This is a genomic window from Desulfovibrio piger, assembly GCF_900116045.1.
In the GTDB taxonomy this organism is placed as follows: Bacteria; Desulfobacterota; Desulfovibrionia; order Desulfovibrionales; family Desulfovibrionaceae; genus Desulfovibrio; species Desulfovibrio piger_A.
The window spans coordinates 62,459-81,124 of the sequence record NZ_LT630450.1 but is presented as its reverse complement, the minus strand read 5'-3'; the positions used below and the strand labels follow the sequence as shown (position 1 = coordinate 81,124).

Genomic DNA, 18,666 nt, shown 5'->3' with positions numbered 1-18,666 from the left:
GCCATGTCCCTGAGCTCTCCCTATCAGGACCCCGCGCTCTGCCGTGCCCTGCTGGACCGCCTGCAAACGGCCCTGGACGGCCGCGAGCTGCGCTTCATGGAAGTCTGCGGCACGCATACCGTGGCCATCTTCCAGAGCGGCCTGCGTTCCCTGCTGCCCAGGGAAGTCACGCACCTGTCCGGGCCGGGCTGTCCCGTCTGCGTCACCCATGACGCCGAAGTGGCCGCCTTCCTCGATCTGGCCGGTCGTGACGGCGTCATCATCGCCACCTTCGGCGACCTGCTGCGCGTGCCCGGCCCCGGCGGCCGCAGCCTCAAGCACGCCCAGGCCCGGGGGGCCCGCATCGAGATCGTCTACTCGCCGCTGGACGCCCTGAACATCGCCGCCGCCAACCCCGGCGACACCGTGGTCTTCCTGGGCATCGGCTTCGAGACCACCGCGCCCACCGTGGCCGCCACCCTCATGCTGGCCGAACAGCGCAAGCTGGACAACTTCTGCGTGCTTTCCCTGCACAAGCTGGTGCCGCCCGTGCTGCGCGCCCTGCTGGACGACAAGGACGGCTGCGGTGTCCAGGCCTTTTTGCTGCCGGGGCACGTCTCCACCATCCTCGGTCTGGAGCCCTACGGCTTCCTGGCCTCGGAATACCGCGTCCCCGCCGTGGTGGGCGGCTTCGAGCCCGTGGACATCCTGCAGGCCCTCTGCATCATGGCCGAGCAGCGCCGCGACGACGCCCCGGCCGTGGTCAACGCCTACCCGCGCGCCGTCAGCGACCAGGGCAACCCCCGCGCCCGCGCCCTGCTGGAGACCTACTTCATGCCGTCCGACGCCCTGTGGCGCGGTCTGGGCCTCATCCCGGACAGCGGTCTGGCCCTGCGGCCCGCCTATGAGCGCTTCGACGCCATGAAGCGCCTCGACATCACCCTGCCGGACGTGCCGCCCCTGCCGGGCTGCCGCTGCGGGCAGGTGCTCAAGGGACGCATCACGCCGCCGCAATGCCCCCTGTTCGGCAAGGCCTGCACCCCGGCCAGCCCCGTGGGGCCCTGCATGGTCTCCACCGAAGGCAGCTGCGCGGCCTACTTCAAGTATATGGCCTAGGAGCGGGATCACGGGCCGCCATGCCGCGCGATATCCCTAAAAGGTCGGCATGGCAGCCGCAGCATCCTGCCTCTGGACGGACGGGGAAGGGCCACCTTCCCCGTTTTTTCCGGCCCGCGCCGCAGCGACGCCCGGCCGTAACCCCAAGACTACCGGGATCATCATGGACGATCGCATTCTGCTGGATGCAGGCAGCGGCGGACGCGCCTCGCAACGGCTCATCTCCCAGTGCTTCATGCGCCATTTCTCCAACCCCCTGCTGGACCGCATGGACGACGCCGCCCTGCTGGACATCAAGGGCCCGCTGGCCATGAGCACGGACTCCTACACCGTCACGCCCCTCTTTTTCGCCGGGGGCAGCATCGGCACCCTGGCCGTGCACGGCACGGTCAACGACGTGGCCATGCTGGGCGCCCGGCCCCGCTACCTGAGCTGCGCCTGCATCATCGAGGAAGGCCTGGAGCTCTCCACCCTCGACCGCGTGGTGGCCGACATGGCCGCGGCCGCGCAGACCGCCGGCGTGCACATCGTCACCGGTGACACCAAGGTGGTGCCGCGCGGCATGTGCGACAGGATCTTCATCAATACCACCGGCGTGGGCGAGATCTTCGCCTCCCCCGTGCCCTCCGGCCACGCCGCCCGTCCCGGCGACGCCGTGCTGGTCAGCGGCGCCCTGGGCGATCACGGCCTCACCGTCATGGGCAGCCGCGAAGGCCTGTCCTTCCTCACCGACGTGGCCTCGGACTCCGCCCCCCTCAACCACATGATCGCCGACATCATCACCGCCTGCGGCGAGGTCCACGTCCTGCGCGACCCCACCCGCGGCGGTCTGGCCACCACCCTCAACGAGATCGCCGAACAGTCTGCCGTCTGCATCGACATCGAGGAAAGCCTGCTGCCCGTGCACGAGAGCGTGCGCAACGGCTGCTCCTTCCTCGGTCTTGATCCGCTCTATCTGGCCAATGAGGGCAAGTGCATCTGCATCCTGCCCCAGGACAAGGCCGAAGCCGCCCTGCGCGCCATGCAGGCCAGCCCCTACGGCAAGGAAGCCGCCATCATCGGCCGCGTGGCCGGGGACGGCAAGCCCGGCCAGGTGCGCCTGCGTACCCGCATCGGCGGCCAGCGCCTGCTGGGCATGCTCGAAGGCGCCCAGCTGCCGCGCATCTGTTAGGCAAGGTATTTTGCAGGAGAGGCAAGCGGGATGCGGAGGAGGGAAACCTTTTGTGGACAAAAGGTTCTCCCTCCCCCGCGCCCCCTCCCTTCCAAAAAACATTGTTCCGGTCCGGGTGGCCGGTCCCCGTCGCTGCCCGGCGGGAAGGGACTTCGTTCCCGTACCGGGAGAAGTCTCCGACTGGAGACCGTGCGGTCTTTGCGGGACAAAAAAGGACGCCATATGGCGTCCTTTTTCATGTAGGGGGAAGGTCCGCCCTCCCCTTTTCAACCACCGGATGGATTCGAGGCTGCGTTTTCTGGATACACGCCAGGAAGAACTGCGCGGCGCGCTGCTTGCGGGAGCCGGACGGGATTATTTTTTACGGCTCAAGACCAGGGACATGTACGGCGGGGTGCCCTCTTCGGCAGCCACCGCGGTCACGGGGGCCAGACGCTCTTCGGGCTGCTCCACATGGCTGGCCATGAGGCCGCCTTCAAGGCGACCGCTGCGGCGCAAGGACGACACGATGGCCGGGAAGTTGCGGTAGGCCTTGAGGATGACGGCGGAATCGGCCTGTTCCAGCGTCCGGGTCAGGCTCTCTTCGTCCCGGATACCGGGGATGATGCACAGGGTCTCGTGGCTTTCGCACAAAATGGTGCGGGTACGCGCGGCCGCCGCCTGGAACGAGGTGATGCCCGGTATGATCTCCACCGGCAGGGAATCATCCAGCTGCCGGAGCGTTTTCAGCAGATAGCCGAACGTGCTGTAGACCAGCGGGTCGCCGATGGTCAGGAAGGCCGCGTTCTCGCCGCCCCGCAGCACGTCGCGTGTGATGCCCGCCGCTTTTTCCCAGGCCGCGCGCAAGGTGGCCCTGTCGTGCGTCATGGGGAATTCCAGCCGTTGCAGGCGCACGTCCGGCCGCAGATGGGGACGGGCCGTCTCCAGCGCCCGCGAATAGTCGTTGCGCGGCGAGGCCGCCGCCAGGATCACGTCCACCCGGCGCAAGGCCTCCACGGCACGCAGGGTCAGCAGATCGGGAGCGCCGGGGCCCACGCCCACAGCGTACAGGGTTCCTGTCATGGTCATCTCGAATCGTTGCGGGCTCATGCCCGGTTACAGACTGTTTCCTTCTTCTCTCCGCAGGGAAAACGAGGCTAGCCGCCGTTACATGAGAGTACGACAGCCCTCCATCGCTTATCCCTTCAGGAGCGGCCCACGTCCGGCAGGTAACATGCCTGTCCGAAGCACGGCCACTCAAAAATCCGGCCGCTCTCTCCCCGGGATCTGGCTGCTTGGCTCCAGCAGGCTTGCGGCATCCTGAACGCCTCTCCCCGGAGCCTGATGATGCCCTGCCCTTCCTCCCTTCTCCCGGAGACCTGGCCCCTACCGTCCTTCAGCTCCTCGCGGAGACCGGCGTTTGCCGTTCCTGAAACCGCAGCCTTGATCGGCTCCAGCCTCCCTTCGCGGAGACCGCCGGCACGGCAACGCCCATTGCGCCCCTGCTGTCTTCCCACTGACCAGAATAAAGAGCTTTTGGGGGATGGGGGGAGTTTGAGGGGGGAAGGGCCCCTTTGAGCTCTGGCCAAAGGGCCCTTCCCCCCTCAACAAAATACCCGGCTTATTTCCCGCTGCCCTGCTCCTCGCCATGCAGCCAGCGGGCCAGCCGCTCGGCGGCCTCCACGGAGCGGGGGCCGGGGCGGGCGAACAGATGCTCGTCCACCAGCAGCACACGCCCGGAACGTACGGCACTGAGGCCCCGGTAATGCGGACGTGCCGCCGGAGCCTGCGGCGCGGGGTTCATGGGCCCCTGTTGCAGGATATAGGCTTCCGGGTCCAGGGCCACCAGCATCTCTTCGTTGCAGCGCACCAGCTTTTGCGGCGCATCCAGCACGTTGCGGCCACCGGCATGGCGGATGATCTCGTCCACGATGCTGGCGCGTCCGGCAGCCAGCAGGTTGGGATAGCGCACCTCATAGAATACGCGCACAGGCGGCTGGCCCGCATAGCGCTGCTCCAGGGCCGCCAGACGCCGCTGCCAGTCCGCCACCAGGGCTTCGGCGCGCGCCTCGCGTCCGGTGAGCCGCCCCAGAGCGCGGGTCACGGCAAAAAGCTGTTCAAAGGACTGCATCTCGTAGACCAGCACCGGGATGCCCACAGCCTCCAGGGCCCCGGTCTGGGTCAGCACTTCCTGCCGCCCGGCCAGTTGCAGCACCACATCGGGACGCCGGGCCGCCACCAGCTCCGCGTTGGGACGCATGTGCGTGCCCACGGCGGGCAGGTCCTGCAGGCCGGGGATGGCCGCATCGGCCGCCGTGCGGGCCACAAGGGTCCCGCGGGCGTCCAGGGCCAGCAATATCTCGTTGAACGCGCCGTACAGGGCGATGATCCGCTGTGCGGGCCGTTCCAGCCGCAGGGTCACGCCCCGGCTGTCCACCAGTTCCAGCGCGTGGACGGGCGGCACGGAGCAGCAGAGCAGGCAAAGGCCCAGACACAGCCCCCGCCACAGGCCCGAACGAAAGCCCCAAGCGATAAGGCGCTGCTGCAGGCGGCAAAAATCAGGCATCATGCGGAGAGTCCTCCCGGTATTCAGGGCCACGGGGCCGCAGGGGCAGGGCCTGGGGCAGACCGTTGCGGGGGTGCGGGACGATGTGCAGGTCCACGGCATAGAGGGCGCGCAGGTTCTCCGCCGTGAAGCAGCGGCGCACCGGGCCGTCGAACAGTACCCGGCCCCGGCGCAGGCCCAGCAGACGTGTGGCGTACTGGGCGGCCAGATTGCAGTCATGCATCACCAGCAGCAGCGCGGCACCGGCCCGGCGGCGGCGCTCCAGCAGGTCGAAAAGTTCCAACATCCGGGCCAGATCCAGACCGGCGGCCAGCTCGTCCAGCAGCAGCACGGGGCTTTGCTGGGCCAGTGTCCGGGCCAGGGCCACGCGCTGCAGTTCCCCGCCGGAAAGCTCGCTCACCTGCCGTCCGGCCAGCGGCAGCGCGCCGGTCTCCTCCAGGGCCTCGTGGGCGATGCGCCGGTCTTCGGCGCTGTAGCTGCCCCACCAGCCCAGCCAGGGATAGCGGCCCAGCAGGACCATCTGCAGGGCGGTCATGCCCTGTGGCGCGGCATTGCGCTGGGAAAGCACGGCCACCCGGCGGGCCCGTTCCCGGGGGGAAAGACGGCGGATGTCCGCCCCCTGCACCTGTACCGACCCCGCTGTCGGCGTCAGGCTGCCCGCCAGCACCCGCAGCAGCGTGGTCTTGCCGCTGCCGTTGGGGCCCAGCAGGGCCACGGCCTCACCGGGGTGGAGGTCGATGTCCACACCATGCACTATCTCGTCCGTGCCGTAGGCCGCCCGGATGCCTTTTGCCCGCAGCATCAGCGCCTCCGCACCAGAAAAGCGAAAAAGGGGCCGCCCAGCAGGGCCGTCACCACGCCCACGGGCAATTCCTGTCCGCCGGAAAGCACACAGCGGGCCAGCACGTCCGCCCAGACCAGCAAGATGCCGCCGCCCAGGAAGGCGCCGTAGAGCAAAGGGCCGTGCGCTCCGCCCAGCAGCATGCGCAGGACATGCGGCACCACCAGGCCCACGAAGCCGATGACCCCGGCCACGGCCACGCAACCGGCCGTCATGCAGCTGGCGCCGGCCAGCAGCCAGAAACGTGTGCGGCCCACGGCAAGGCCCAGATGCGCGGCCTGTTCGTCGCCCAGGGCCAGCATGTCCAGCTTGCGCCAGCCCGGCAGCACCACCAGCAGCCCCGGCAGCAAGGTGGCCAGCAAAAGGGGGACGCTGTCCCAGCCCCGGCCCTGCAGGCTGCCCATGATCCAGAAAACGATGCTGGTGACGGATTCTTCGTTGAGGGCCTTGACCAGGGCCACCACGGCGCCCAGAAAGGCCGCCACGGCGATGCCGGCCAGGATGACGGTCTCGCGCCGGAAACTTCCCTGCCCGCTGCCCAGCCAGAGCGCACCGCCCAGGGCCAGCAGGGAGCCCAGCAGGGCCGACAGGGAGACCGTGGCCGCCGCGGAAAGCCCCACGGCAAGGCCTCCTGCCCAGATGCCCAGGGTACCGCCCAGCGCGATGGCCATGCTGGCGCCGCAGGCCGCTCCGGCGGAGATGCCCAGGGTGAAGGGGTCCGCCAGCGGATTGCGCAGCACGCCCTGCAGGGCCACTCCGGCCACGGCCAGCGCACCACCGCACAGCAGGCCCAGCAGCACACGGGCCAGACGGATCTGCCCCACCACCAGCTGCACGCTGCCGTCCGCCGGGGGGCACAGGCCCGCCACGGCCCCCAGCGCCTGCCAGACATCGGCCACAGCCACGGGCACGGGCCCGGGCAGACAGGCCAGCGGCAAGGAGGCGCACCAGAGGACGGCCAGCAGCACGCAGCAGCACCGGCGGCGCGCGCTCCGCGCATCCTTGGCAATGGGGCTGTTCTCCGGCATGATCCGTCCTGTGATGGCCTTTCGTGGCCGGGCACTCCGGCCCGGAAACAAAAAAAGCCTCTTCCATCAATGGAAGAGGCCCGTATTCCCTTGCTCCCTCGGCAAGACCCGTGCCGATACCGGTCGCGGCCAGCGGCCACGGTCCACGGCAGGTATTCCGGCTCGGCCCCCGGCTTCCGGCCTTCCCGTTGCCAGTGGCACATGAAGGAAGCTGGTCTGCGGGCCTTACGGCGGCGGGTCCGCTCCCGATTTTCACGGGATTCCCTTTTGACGCCGGCAGGTTCCGGCGACCATGAACGCGTTACTCTAGGCAGGGAGCCGCGGCTTGTCAACGTGTGACGGAAAAGGAGGAGCCCCTCCCCAGCGCCCAGATGCCCCCTCTTGCGAAGACCGGCGGCAGAGGCTGCTTCCCCGTAGCCCCGACACGCCCCATCCTTCCGGGAAAAACGCATGGGAAAGGGGATGGGGGAGCTTGAGGGGGAGGGGGAACCCGTGTGCGCGAGCCAGGATTTTCCCCTTCCCCCCTCATCACGAACATGCCTTCCGGCCTGCCCTAGTCCAGGCGCCAGATGACGCTGGCCTGACGGCCGGAGGCCTTCACGCAGCGGTACGAGAAGAACTGGCGGTTGCAGCTGGCCGTGCACAGGTCGATGCCGTAGATGTTGCGGGGCAGCAGCCCGGCCTGCTCCAGCTGCCAGCGGGTCAGGCCCCACAGGTCCATGGTGCGGCTCCCGGCATCGAACCAGGGGCGGAACGCGTCGCCCCACTCGCTCTCGAAATTGATGAACTCCGCCCGGGCCGGGCCCAGGCTCGGGCCGCGCACGGCCAGGAGTTCGCGCGGTTCCACGCCGTAATGCTCGCAGAAGCGGCGCACCCCGGAACCGGGAAAGTCACAGCGGTTGCCGCGCCAGCCCGCATGGATGCCGGCCACGAAACGGCCGCTCCTGTGGGCCAGCAGGATGGGCTGGCAGTCGGCGGTCTTGATGGCCAGCCCCAGCCCGGCCTGCGCGGTGGCCATGCCGTCGGCATCGCAGCGGGGAACGGCGTCGGGCTCCACGGCCTCGGGCTCGAAGATCATGGCATCGCCGTGCACCTGGTTGAGTTCGGCCATGCGCCGGAGGCCCAGGGCCGCCCGCAGTTCGCGGCGGTTGCCGATGACGCTCTGCCGGTCATCGGCCGTGGCGAGGGAGATGTTGCCACCGGCGTACGGGCCGTCTCCGGCCGCCTGCCAGCGGGTCTGGAAGGCGCAGCGCACGTTGTCCACGCCGGGGAACACAAAGGGGATGAAACTTACAGGCATACGAGTCCTTCTTCGGTACACAGGCAGTCCACGGGCTGGTCCCATTCCTGGGAGGGCAGCGCATCCACCACCTGGAAAGCATAGCACAGGCCCACCAGCCGGGGCCGCCGGCCGCTGCCCCGGGCGCCGAAGGCCGACAGGAAGCGGTCATAATAGCCGCCGCCGAAGCCCAGGCGGTTGCCCGCGCGGTCAAAGGCCACACCGGGCAGGATGAGCACGTCGGGGCAGAAATCGGGGTGGGCCAGCACCGGGGGCGCCATGCCCAGCAGACCGGCATGGGGTTCCAGCATCTTGTAGGGGCCGGCGGCCATGTCGCCTACCCGGGCACAGGGTACGAAATCCATGCGCCCGCGCTCCAGGCGCACCCGGGGCAGGTAGACGCGCACGCGTCGCTGCCAGGCATCGGCCAGCAGGTAGCCGGTGTGCACTTCTTCCGGCAGGGCCACATACAGGGCCACACGGGCGGCCTGCTGCCAGACGTCCCAGTCCAGCAGGGCCTGCTGGGCCGCGCGGGCCCGCTGCCGTGCCAGGGCGGGATCCTGCCCGCGCCGCAGCCCGCGCATGCGGGTGCGCAGTTCCTTCTTCAGCTCATCGGGGGGAAGGGACATGGAGGTCTTTCCATCCTTGCTAAAATGTGCCATAGTTCGCGGAGTGACTTTATAACAAAGGAAACACCGCCATGCCAAGCGTCAACGAACAGGATCATCTCTGGATTGCCGTTGGGGACATTCACGACGAGCCCGGGCTGTTTGCCCGTATCCCCGAGCTGGCGCAGGCGGACGGCATCATCGTCACCGGCGACCTGACCATCACGGGCGGCGTCAAGCAGGCCGAGCTGGTCATGGACGTTCTGCGGGCGCACAATCCCCGCATCTGGGCCCAGATAGGCAACATGGACCGGCCCGAAGTGGACGAATGGCTGAGCGGCCTGGGCTGCAACCTGCACACGCAGGTGCACGAACTCACGCCCGATACGGCCATCTTCGGCATCGGAGCCTCCACGTTCACGCCTTTCGGCACGCCCAGCGAGTTTCCTGAATCCACCTTCGCCGGCTGGCTGGAAAGCAGCTGGCAGAAGGCCCGCAAGTACCCCCACACCGTGCTGGTTTCGCACAATCCGCCCAAGGACAGCGCCTGCGACGTCATCCCGGGCAATATCCATGTGGGCTCTACTGCCGTGCGCGAATTCCTTGAAGAAGCCCAGCCCGATGTCTGCCTGTGCGGACATATCCACGAAGCGCGCGCCGTGGACAGGGTGGGCCGCACCATCGTGGTGAATCCGGGCGCTCTGGCCCAGGGCGGCTATGTGCTGCTGCGTTCCTGCGGCGGCAAGCTATCCGTGGAGCTGCGCGTCCTTGAAAATTGTGATTAGCGAAGCCAGGCGCTTCCGCGGGGGACAGACAGTCTGATCCCGCCCGTCATGGCGCGGCCCGGTACCGCGCTTTCTGACGTTGCCCCTCCGGCGGCTGTTCCGGCCGCCAGGAAAACGCCGTCCCGTGACGGGCGTTTTCTCCTGCCATCCCCCGTGTCCTGCCCCTTCCGGGCATCCCCGGGCCCGTGTCCGCTCACGGACGCGCCCTCCGGCTTTTGCCGGATGCCCGGCCGTTCCTTCAGCCGGGATGACGGCTGACAAATTTCGCCGCCTCTGGCGGTCCAAAAGGATATTTATGACCCAGGAAAACACACCGGCCGTGTCCGACGCGGCCGAGTCCTCCGATGTCGCTGAAGCAACCCCCACCCCCAAACGCCGTACCACCCGCCGCACTTCGCGCGCCAAGGCCGCCCCTGCCACGGAAGAAACGGCCACGCTGACGGCCGCCACGAGCACGGATGCCCCTGCGGAACAAGCCGTCACGGACAGCGGCGATGCACAACCCGCTGACGATGCCGTGGCCGCCGCGCCCCGCAAGCCCGCCCGCCGGACCAGCCGCCGCAAGGCCACGGCCCCTGCCGCCGAAAGCCCGGCCCCCGAAGCCGCTCCCGAAGCCTCGGCCGGAGAAGAGGCATCCGCTGCGCAGGCCGCGCCCGGCACCGGAACCGCCCGGGAGCCAGACCAGGCCCCGGCCCCTGAAGCCGCCGAAACGCCCGCCGATACCGACGGCGGACAGCACGCCGCGCCCCGTCGCGGTACCCGCCGTTCGCCCGGTGCCCAGCGCCGCCAGCGTGCCCCCCGCAAAAAATCTCCCGAAGCCGTGAGCCCGCAGGACGAAACCGCTCCTGCCGGGACCGGTGACCAGGCCGCTGAAGCGGCTGCGGCCCTTCCCGCTGACGGGCAGCCCGTTCCCCTGCCTGCCGAAGCCGCCGCGATGCCCGTGATGCCTGATGGCGGGACGCCTGCCGCTCCTGCCGCAGTGGCCGCCCCGCGCACGGACGACGCGGAAGCCGCTCCCGCCGCGGAGGACACCGAAACGGCCGCCGACAGCGGCGCCCAGGAAGACGGTGATGACCAGCCCCGCCGCAAGAGCCGTCGCGGCCGTCGCGGCGGACGCGGGCGCAACCGCAAGAATCGTGATGCCCAGGCGGAAAATGCCGAAGCCGCCGGCAGCGAGGCGGACGATACCGCCGGAGCGGCGGCCCCTGCCGGCCTGCCCGACGGTGCCAGTGACGAGGAGCTGTGGCAGGCCGCCACCGGCGATGTGGAAAGCCTGGAGAGCGCCCCCGCCCGTCTCCGCCGTCGCGGTGAGGACAGCGAGGCCCCCAAGAAGGGCAGCGTGCGCGCGGCCGCGGTCAAGGCCAAGGTGGCCGCGGGCAAGCGGCGCATGTTCATCAGCGTGCTGCCCGGTGAACAGGTGGAAGTGGCCATCGCCGAGGAAGGCCGTCTGCAGGAATATTATCTGGACATGTTCCATCAGCGCAAGCTCAAGGGCAATATCTACAAGGGCATCATCCACAATATCGACACCAACCTGCAGGCTGCCTTCGTGAGCTACGGCGCGGGCAAGAACGGCTTCCTGCAGATCGACGAGATCCATCCCGAATACTGGCTGGCCCATCACGAGCCCAGCAAGGGGAAAAAGTTCCCGCCCATCCAGAAAGTGCTCAAGCCCGGCCAGGAAGTGCTGGTGCAGGTGGTCAAGGAACCCACCGGCAACAAGGGCGCCTTCCTCACCACCTGGCTGTCGCTGGCGGGCCGCTTTCTGGTGCTGACCCCGGGACAGGAGCAGATCGGCGTCTCCCGCAAGGTGGACAGCGATGAAGAACGCACCCGCCTGCGCGAGATGATGAACGGCATCGATCCCGGCCAGGGCCTGGGCGTCATCGTGCGTACCGTGAGCGCCGGCACCACCAAGACCACGCTCAAGAACGATCTCCAGTACCTCAAGCGCGTCTGGAAGGACATCCGCAAGAAGGCCACCGAAGTCTCGGCCCCGGCCCTCATCTATCAGGAGCCGGGCCTGCCCCAGCGGGCCGTGCGCGATTACCTGACCGATGATGTCTGCGAGATCTGGGTGGACAACGAGGAAGTGGCCGACAGCATCCGCGAGACCGTCTCCCTGCTCTTCCCCCGCAAGAAGGAGCTGGTGCGCCTGCATACCGACGTGCGCATGCCCCTGTGGGAGCGTTTCAGCCTGCGCCGCCAGCTGGACCAGATCTATTCCCGCGAGGTCACCCTGCCTTCGGGCGGCCGCCTGGTCTTCGACCAGACCGAGGCCCTCATGGCCGTGGACATCAACTCCGGCAAGATCTCCGGCAAGGTCAATTTCGAGTCCATGGCCCACCGCACCAATATGGAAGCCGCCGAAGCCATCGCCCGCCAGCTCAAGCTGCGCGACATCGGCGGCCAGGTGGTCATCGATTTCATCGAGATGCGCGACAAGAAACATGTGCTGGAAGTGGAAAAGACCCTGCGCACGGCCATGAAGAACGACCGCGCCCGCCACGACGTAGGCCGCATGAGTTCCTTCGGCCTGCTGGAGCTGGTGCGCCAGCGCACGGGCTCCTCGGCCCTTTCCATCACCATGGAGCCCTGCCCCTTCTGCGGCGGCACGGGCCAGCGGCGCAACCTTGAATGGCAGGCCCTGCAGGCCCTGCGCGAGATGCGCCGTGCCCTGCGGACCCACGGCGGCGACAAGTACGTCTTCGAGACCACGCGGGAACTGGGCCTCTATCTGCTCAATCACAAGCGCGACAGCCTGCGCGACATGGAACAGGACTTTGGCAAATGTCTGGAAATCAGCATCCGTCCGTAACGGACGCCCCTGTCGAAACGTCCGCGGCCTGCCCTTCGGGGCAGGCCCCTGTTTTTGAACCCGTGAAAGGCGAACGCAGCCTGCTGCTGCACATCTGCTGCGGCCCCTGCTCCATCATGCCGGTCAAACGCCTGCAGGACGAGGGCTTCACGGTCACGGCCTGGTACATGAACCCCAACATCCAGCCCCTGACGGAATACCTGCGCCGCCGCGAGGCCGCCGAGGAATGCGCCGCCCGCCTGGGCATCGGGCTCATCTGTCAGGACGACACCTGGGATCTGGTGGCCTGGCTGCGCTCCGTGGCCGGCCGCGACCTGCCCCCGCAGCGCTGTGCCTGGTGCTGCGGCAGCCGCATGCAGGCCGCCGTGGCCTATGCCCATGCCAACGGCTACGCCCATGTGAGCAGCAGCCTGCTCTACTCCCGCTATCAGCCGCACGACGTCATCCGGGCCGCCGGGGAACATGCCGCGGCGGCGGAGGACGCTCCCCTGAGCCGGGGGCCCCGCTTCGTCTACCGCGACTTCCGTACCGACTGGCAGGCGGGCATCGATCTTTCCAGGGAATGGGGCGTGTACCGCCAGCCCTATTGCGGCTGTGTGTACAGCGAAGCCGAGCGCTATGACAAAAAATTGCAGCGCCTGATAAAAAAATCCTGAAAAAATGATTTTTCCGCTTGACGGACGGACCTGTTTTCCGTAGAAAGACTTTCGTTGCTTTTGCAGCACTCCCCGATAGCTCAATCGGCAGAGCGGGTGACTGTTAATCACTAGGTTGGCGGTTCAAGTCCGTCTCGGGGAGCCACAAAGGACTTCAGGGCTTGCGCGGCAAGCGCAAGCCCTTATTTTCCCCATCACTGCGGCAAAGCATCCCATGATCCCCGATAGCTCAATCGGCAGAGCGGGTGACTGTTAATCACTAGGTTGGCGGTTCAAGTCCGTCTCGGGGAGCCAGACGATCAAGCCCTTGCGAGAAATCGCAAGGGCTTTTTCCGTTTGTATGCCTTTTTTGTTACGGAGGCCGCCAGCGCGGCTTGAAAGGGAGCGGGGACGTTTTTTGTAAAAATTGTTCCGTCTCTGGACGGGCAGGGAAAAATTTCACTGCCCCTGTGAAGGCGCAAGAGAAATGAGAATCTTCCGCAAGAGAAATGAGAACGTGCCAGAGCATTTTTTATGCTTTGGCACGTTTTTTGAATGAAGATTTTAGGGGCGCGGGCTGTGTGTCAAAACATACACAAAACCACGCCCATTTTTCAGCCCTCAATAATCCAGCCCGCGAAGTCCCCGAACCTGAATACCTCCACGGCATCTTCGCCCAGCTCTCCGGGATAAAGCGGTCGCTGGATTCCCGACAGGGAGAGCTCCTTTCTGACCACGGCTCCGGGTTCCGCGCCCTGGTCCAGCTTGGAAGCCCAGGTCAGCCTTGCCAGGACCGTGGCCGGATAGCCGCCGGGCGGCACCAGCTTGTCAAAGATGATGATGGCCCCGCCGGGGCGTAGCTGCTGCCGCAGGCGGGCCAGCAGCTTTCTCCGGGCGGGCACGGCAAGAAACATGAACACCAGAAAAGCCACAGCCACGTCGAAGGGCTTGTAGTCGAACCGCGTTATATCGGCCCGCAGCGCCCGTCCAGGAGCGTTGTATGCCTCCACCATATCCGGGCATTCATCCAGAGCCGTCAGCCGCGCACAGCGCGCCTCAAGCGTGGGTGCCAGCACGCGGCCCACGTTGCCCGTGGACGCGCCAAGGTCATAGACCTTGCCTTCCTTCGGGATGTATTGCCGGGCTATCAGGCCCATGGCGGCGCTTGCCAGCTCATACCAAGGCAGTTGCTCCCGGACATGCCCGTCAAACTCTCCGGCAAAGCCGTGGAACGTCCAGTCGTGCCCCTGGCTCATACGCCCTCCAGGTCCAGCCCCAGCCGTTGGGAAAACGACTTGAGCGCCAGCCGGACAAGGCCCATGCGCTGGCCGTCCGGGTACGGCAGATCGAACTCAAAGCGCAGGCTTTCCGCCAGTTCTCGCGGATGCCATGCCAGTGGCCTGCGACAGCGAACCGTCACCATGCCGTCGGACAATCCGGCTTCCACGGAGCCGAAATACCTGCTCCACAATTCCAGCCATTCCGCTTCCTCAAAGAACTTCTGCGCCTTGGGAGCCGTGGCTATATCCCCCAGAATAACGCCTTTTTCCATGTTCAGCGGGAAATTGCACGCCCTAGATGCTCTCTGGCTCAGAGCTTCGCCCTCCGTGAACCAGCTCCAGGAACTGCTTTTCGTACCGCGTGCCGCCGCGCATACCAGTGTTTCCGGGGTGCACAGGGCCGCCACGATGCGCAGAATATGCTCTCTGTCCTCCGGGAACGGCACGCTGTTCAACACGCTGGAAACGAAAATGGCGCTGAATGGCGTACCAGCCCGCACGGCGGAAAGAAAGCCCATGGCCGAAGCGCGCCCCTTTTCCCTGTTTACCGTGTCACCGTCAGCGGGATACGGCTCAAACTCCGTCACGCGGATGCCTGCGTGCCGGAGCATCCGAGCTTCGTCGCCCTGTCCCGAACCGAAGTCCAGCACGCTTTCCCCGCAGGCGGCCTTCCATTTTTCCATGAAAGCGGCATCCAGCCGCACGTCGGAAAGCCGCTTGTGCCGGTACACCGGCAGCACGAATGCTCGACCAAGATAGGTGCGATGCAGCCATTTCCGCCGGAACGCGCCGTAGCGCAGAAAATCGGCATTGTCCCCCGTGAAGCGGAAGTCCATGCTCAAAAGGTTCAGCATGGCGCGGGCCAGTTCCGCCCGGTCTTCATCCAGCGTGACCACGGCTATTTCCTTCCGTCCCTTTCGGGCAGCGGCTTCCAGCCTGCCCACGCCGTTGATGACCGTGCCGTCCGGCGTGGTCACGATGGGCAGATGGACGCCGAGCCGCGCCAGCATCCGGCCTACATTGGCGGCATGACGCACGAAACGGGACACGTTGCATCGGGCAAGAGGCGAGACTTCCCGCATCTCAGCGGCCATGCAGGGGAAGAATGCCGGGCTGTCCGGGGAAATGTCCGGCAGTTTTTCGGCCAAGGAATGAACGTCAGCCCCGCGCAGGGCCGCGCTCATGTCTCGTTCGGTGTCCTGTACGGCTATATCATTGGTAGCCCTGTTGAACAGGATATTGATGCCGCGACGCCTTTTTTCCGGCACGTCCACACGCAGCACGGGCACGCGGGCGGCTCCCATGTCCACGGCCACGGCGTGCCGCTGATGGCCGGAGAGAATTTCCCCGTCCGTAGTCGCCACCAGCGGCAGCAGGAAGCCCAGCTTGCGCAGGGAGAGCCGCACCAGTTCCAGGCGTTCCGCGTCGGCCTCGCGGGGATTATACAGGGCGGGACGCAGGGCGGAAACGGGCAACAGTTCAATTCTGTTCATACCCCAGCCTCCGCAGGATTTCGGCCTTGATTTCCCTGTCGGTGAAGCCAGCTCCGGTCATAAGCTCCGCTTCCCACTTTCTGAAAGCCTCGCGCTTGACCGGGATACGGTAGGGACCAACAATGATGATGGTTTCAGTTTCCGATTTCTTTTTCGGAATCAGCATAAAACGCTCCGTTCAGGCCGTCGGACGGCTCGGAGCGGGGGATCATGTCCCTCAGATGATTCAGCGTGCCACAACGGGGGCACTTTATTTCCAGGTCGCGGGCGGTTCCTTTGCCCAGCAGCTTGTTGCAATGACCACAGCGGATTTCCTTCTTTTCCTGCATTTTCAACGTTTCCAGCGGTTGCCCCATGCGTTCCGCCGTGCTAGACCATGCCTTGTCCCGCGTGGACAGACACGACAGGCGGATACTCTGCAAGCGGCCTTTCTCCGCTTGTGGGGCCGTGGTGGGCTTCTCCCAAGCCCGCCGGTGGGGGCGTTGCTGCGCCCCCGCCTCTGTCAGCCCTCACTATGCCGGAAAAATCTGCGCAAAGCCCGGAAACAGCGCGCTCCATGCGAAGGATTTTCGCCCGTTATTCCTTGTCTTTTTCACTGTTTTTTACTAAAATCAGGCTGTTCAAGGTGCTTTCCGCACTCTTCCATCCCTTGCAATGCCGCATGTATCCCGTAAAGGACGCGACGCAGCAACGCACGGTGTCTATATCTACGCGTCCATCCGCGTAGCATCTCGACAGGCCCGCAAACTTTTTTCTTGCCCGGCGCACGTTTCGCTTGCGCGGTAGCTTGTAGCCTGAAAAGTGCCGGTATCCGGCAAAATCCACGCCGTGGGAGGCCGGGAATACCCGTGTCTTGTTGTTCAGGGTCAAATGCAGCTCGCAGGCCAGGAAGTCCCGGATTTCCGCCAACAGCCGCCACAGCTCCGTTTTGTCTCCGTGCAGCAGAATGAAGTCATCCATATACCGCACATAATAGCGTACTCCCAGCGTATCCTTGATGAAATGGTCGAGTTGATCCAGGTACACGTTGGCAAGTAACTGACTTGTCAGCGCCCCCAGCGGCAAGCCCCGGTTCCCCTCGATACAGTCGGCTTCCTTTACCAGAACGCGCAACACGTTGAGCACATCTGGGTCCCCTATGGTACGGGATACGATGCGCAACAGTATGTCATGGTCGATGGAGTAGAAATACTTGGTCACGTCCGCCTTGAGGACGTACACGCCGCCCCATCTGGCCTCTGCCGAGCGTAACATGGAAGAAAGGTAGTCGCTGGCGGCGTGAGTTCCTTTGCCGACACGGCAGGCGAAGCTCTGAGCAATAAAGCGTCGTTCAAAGCATGGTCCAATAACCTGCACCAGGGCGTGATGCACTACTCGATCCGCAAAACAAGGCGCATGAACTAAGCGGCGCTTAGGTTCAAAGACTTCAAAAGCCCGAAACGGCCCTGGTCTCCATTCCTTGGCGCGCAGGCATTCCCTAATCCGCAGCAGGTTTTCCTCAAGACGGACGTTGAACAGCATGACCTCGTTTCGGTAGCGCTTACCCCGCGAAGCCTCTTTGGCCGCTGTAAGCAGGTTCTCCCACTCCAGCACATGTTCCCATAGATGACGGGCAGTCTTCGGCATCTGTCTTCCCCAGATTCCCCGCGCCGCGTTCGTTGCCTACTTGCCGCGCGGGGAGGCTGCTGTTTCCCCGCTTCGCACCGGGGAGGAAACGATCCCCTTTTGCTCCTGTACCGTCCCGGAAGCCGTAGCCTCCGGGCTTCCGACGACTCGGAGCGAAAGCGGGACGGAACCCCACACGTCTATTGCGGTTGCTACGGTAGCATTCAAGGTCAAGGCCAAAAAGGCCCGCGCCGGAACTACGATTGTAGCTGCCGCCGCGCAACGCCACACCGAGACAAGCCGGATCGTTCCCCTTTGACGGCTGTATGCCGCCAACATCCTTATTACACAAACAGAACTCCCGCGCCGCGTTCATCACCTACTTGCCGCACGGGAGCGCTGTTGTTTCCCCACCTTGCACCGGGGAGGAAACAGCCCCCTTTTACCCCTGTACCGTCCCGGAAGCCGTGACCGCCGGGCATCTGACGACTTGGGGCGAGAGCGGGACGGAACCCCACAGACGGCGCGTGAAAATCCCGAAACGACGCGAGGCGGAGGCCAAAAAGGCCCGCGCCTACGCCATGCCCGAAATAGCCGCCGCGCAACGCCAGGCGCTCCATATCCAGGCCGTTCCCCGTCAACGGCATACACCGCCAACTTTCTTGTCAAAAAATGGGCTCCCGCGCCGCGTTCGTCACCTACTTGCCGCACGGGAGTGCTGTTGTTTCCCCACCTTGCACCGGGGGAGGAAACAGCCCCCTTTTACCCCTGTACCGTCCCGGAAGCCGTGACCGCCGGGCATCTGACGACTTGGGGCGAGAGCGGGACGGAACCCCACAGTCTGGCGTACATATCCTCTACCAAACGGGAGAGAAAGGCCAAAAAGGCCCGCGCCGCTGCTATTGTAGTAAGCGCCGCCGCGCAACGCCAGAAAGTGGCATATCCGGGCTGTTCCCTGCTGGCGGCTTTGAACCGTCAACTTTCTTGTCAAAAAATGGGCTCCCGCGCCGCGTTCGTCACCTACTTGCCGCACGGGAGCGCTGTTGTTTCCCCGCTTCGCACCGGGGAGGAAACAGCCCCCTTTTGCTCCTGTACCGTCCCGGAAGCCGTAGCCTCCGGGCTTCCGACGACTCGGAGCGAAAGCGGGACGGAACCCCACATCCCTATTGCGGAGCGTACGAGTGTTTCTGACATTGAGGCCAAAAAGGCCCGCGCCGCTGCTATTGTTGTAATTGCCGCCGCGCAACGCCAGAAAGTGGCATATCCGGGCTGTTCCCTGCTGGCGGTTTTTAACCGTCAACTTTCTTATCAAAAAATGGGCTCCCGCGCCGCGTTCGTCGCCTACTTGCCGCACGGGAGCGCTGTTATTTCCCCGCTTCGCATCGGGGAGGAAACGAACCCCCTTTTGCCCCTGTACCGTCCCGGAGGCCGTGACCACCGGGCATCTGACGCTTTGGGGCGAGAGCGGGACGGAACCCCACAT

The 18,666-nt window shown here is 65.7% G+C and carries 16 protein-coding genes, 2 tRNA genes and 1 riboswitch; of the genes, 7 read left to right on the top strand and 11 right to left on the bottom strand.

Going from position 1 to position 18,666, the window contains the following annotated elements:
• The first annotated feature begins 3 nt into the window (after positions 1–3).
• Positions 4–1,095, top strand: coding sequence for a hydrogenase formation protein HypD (gene hypD / locus DESPIGER_RS00450; RefSeq protein ID WP_072331609.1), 1,092 nt, complete (start codon positions 4–6; stop codon positions 1,093–1,095).
• 163 nt (positions 1,096–1,258) lie between these two features.
• Positions 1,259–2,266, top strand: a complete 1,008-nt coding sequence (gene hypE / locus DESPIGER_RS00445; RefSeq protein ID WP_072331606.1) for a hydrogenase expression/formation protein HypE — start codon at positions 1,259–1,261, stop codon at positions 2,264–2,266.
• 354 nt (positions 2,267–2,620) lie between these two features.
• On the opposite strand, the gene cobI is transcribed toward hypE, so the two are convergent.
• The 6 genes from cobI to DESPIGER_RS00415 form a co-directional block, all read right to left on the bottom strand.
• Positions 2,621–3,355 carry a precorrin-2 C(20)-methyltransferase gene (cobI, locus tag DESPIGER_RS00440; RefSeq protein ID WP_083575224.1) on the bottom strand — a complete coding sequence of 245 codons (735 nt, stop codon included), beginning with the start codon at positions 3,353–3,355 and terminating at the stop codon, positions 2,621–2,623.
• A 511-nt stretch (positions 3,356–3,866) separates the two neighbouring features.
• Positions 3,867–4,814, bottom strand: coding sequence for an ABC transporter substrate-binding protein (locus DESPIGER_RS00435; protein WP_072331603.1), 948 nt, complete (start codon positions 4,812–4,814; stop codon positions 3,867–3,869).
• Entirely contained in the window at positions 4,804–5,613 is an 810-nt protein-coding gene (locus DESPIGER_RS00430) for an ABC transporter ATP-binding protein (protein ID WP_072331600.1), read from the bottom strand. The genes DESPIGER_RS00435 and DESPIGER_RS00430 overlap by 11 nt, the downstream gene beginning before the upstream one ends.
• The gene (locus tag DESPIGER_RS00425) at positions 5,613–6,680 is read right to left on the bottom strand and encodes a FecCD family ABC transporter permease (protein WP_083575223.1); all 1,068 of its coding nucleotides are present in this window, start codon (positions 6,678–6,680) and stop codon (positions 5,613–5,615) included. The genes DESPIGER_RS00430 and DESPIGER_RS00425 overlap by 1 nt, the downstream gene beginning before the upstream one ends.
• 129 nt (positions 6,681–6,809) lie before the next feature.
• Positions 6,810–6,990, bottom strand: a riboswitch (cobalamin riboswitch).
• 243 nt (positions 6,991–7,233) lie between these two features.
• Positions 7,234–7,980 (bottom strand): polyphenol oxidase family protein, encoded by a 747-nt coding sequence (locus tag DESPIGER_RS00420; protein WP_072331597.1) that lies wholly within the window; start codon positions 7,978–7,980, stop codon positions 7,234–7,236.
• Entirely contained in the window at positions 7,971–8,588 is a 618-nt protein-coding gene (locus DESPIGER_RS00415; RefSeq protein WP_072331594.1) for a 5-formyltetrahydrofolate cyclo-ligase, read from the bottom strand. The genes DESPIGER_RS00420 and DESPIGER_RS00415 overlap by 10 nt, the downstream gene beginning before the upstream one ends.
• A gap of 71 nt (positions 8,589–8,659) precedes the next feature.
• Between DESPIGER_RS00415 and DESPIGER_RS00410 the strand changes: the two genes are divergently transcribed.
• From DESPIGER_RS00410 to DESPIGER_RS00390, 5 genes are all read left to right on the top strand, one after another.
• Positions 8,660–9,352, top strand: coding sequence for a metallophosphoesterase family protein (locus DESPIGER_RS00410; RefSeq protein ID WP_072331591.1), 693 nt, complete (start codon positions 8,660–8,662; stop codon positions 9,350–9,352).
• Between the two features lie 295 nt (positions 9,353–9,647).
• Positions 9,648–12,170 carry an Rne/Rng family ribonuclease gene (locus DESPIGER_RS13105; RefSeq protein WP_231927589.1) on the top strand — a complete coding sequence of 841 codons (2,523 nt, stop codon included), beginning with the start codon at positions 9,648–9,650 and terminating at the stop codon, positions 12,168–12,170.
• Between the two features lie 62 nt (positions 12,171–12,232).
• Positions 12,233–12,826, top strand: coding sequence for an epoxyqueuosine reductase QueH (locus DESPIGER_RS00400; protein WP_072331587.1), 594 nt, complete (start codon positions 12,233–12,235; stop codon positions 12,824–12,826).
• Between the two features lie 69 nt (positions 12,827–12,895).
• Positions 12,896–12,971: transfer RNA gene (locus tag DESPIGER_RS00395), tRNA-Asn, on the top strand.
• A gap of 73 nt (positions 12,972–13,044) precedes the next feature.
• A tRNA-Asn gene (locus DESPIGER_RS00390) sits at positions 13,045–13,120 on the top strand.
• Between the two features lie 299 nt (positions 13,121–13,419).
• On the opposite strand, the gene DESPIGER_RS00385 is transcribed toward DESPIGER_RS00390, so the two are convergent.
• From DESPIGER_RS00385 to DESPIGER_RS00370, 5 genes are all read right to left on the bottom strand, one after another.
• Positions 13,420–14,061: a class I SAM-dependent DNA methyltransferase gene (locus DESPIGER_RS00385; protein ID WP_072331584.1), complete on the bottom strand. Its 642-nt coding sequence runs from the start codon at positions 14,059–14,061 to the stop codon at positions 13,420–13,422.
• Positions 14,058–15,578, bottom strand: coding sequence for a ParB N-terminal domain-containing protein (locus tag DESPIGER_RS00380; RefSeq protein WP_072331581.1), 1,521 nt, complete (start codon positions 15,576–15,578; stop codon positions 14,058–14,060). The genes DESPIGER_RS00385 and DESPIGER_RS00380 overlap by 4 nt, the downstream gene beginning before the upstream one ends.
• Positions 15,565–15,744: a hypothetical protein gene (locus tag DESPIGER_RS12735; protein ID WP_006009697.1), complete on the bottom strand. Its 180-nt coding sequence runs from the start codon at positions 15,742–15,744 to the stop codon at positions 15,565–15,567. Before DESPIGER_RS12735 ends, DESPIGER_RS00380 begins: the two co-directional genes overlap by 14 nt.
• Positions 15,713–15,907 (bottom strand): Com family DNA-binding transcriptional regulator, encoded by a 195-nt coding sequence (locus tag DESPIGER_RS00375; RefSeq protein ID WP_072331579.1) that lies wholly within the window; start codon positions 15,905–15,907, stop codon positions 15,713–15,715. Before DESPIGER_RS00375 ends, DESPIGER_RS12735 begins: the two co-directional genes overlap by 32 nt.
• Before the next feature lie 247 nt (positions 15,908–16,154).
• Positions 16,155–17,204 carry a reverse transcriptase/maturase family protein gene (locus DESPIGER_RS00370; protein WP_072331576.1) on the bottom strand — a complete coding sequence of 350 codons (1,050 nt, stop codon included), beginning with the start codon at positions 17,202–17,204 and terminating at the stop codon, positions 16,155–16,157.
• Positions 17,205–18,666: the final 1,462 nt, after the last annotated feature.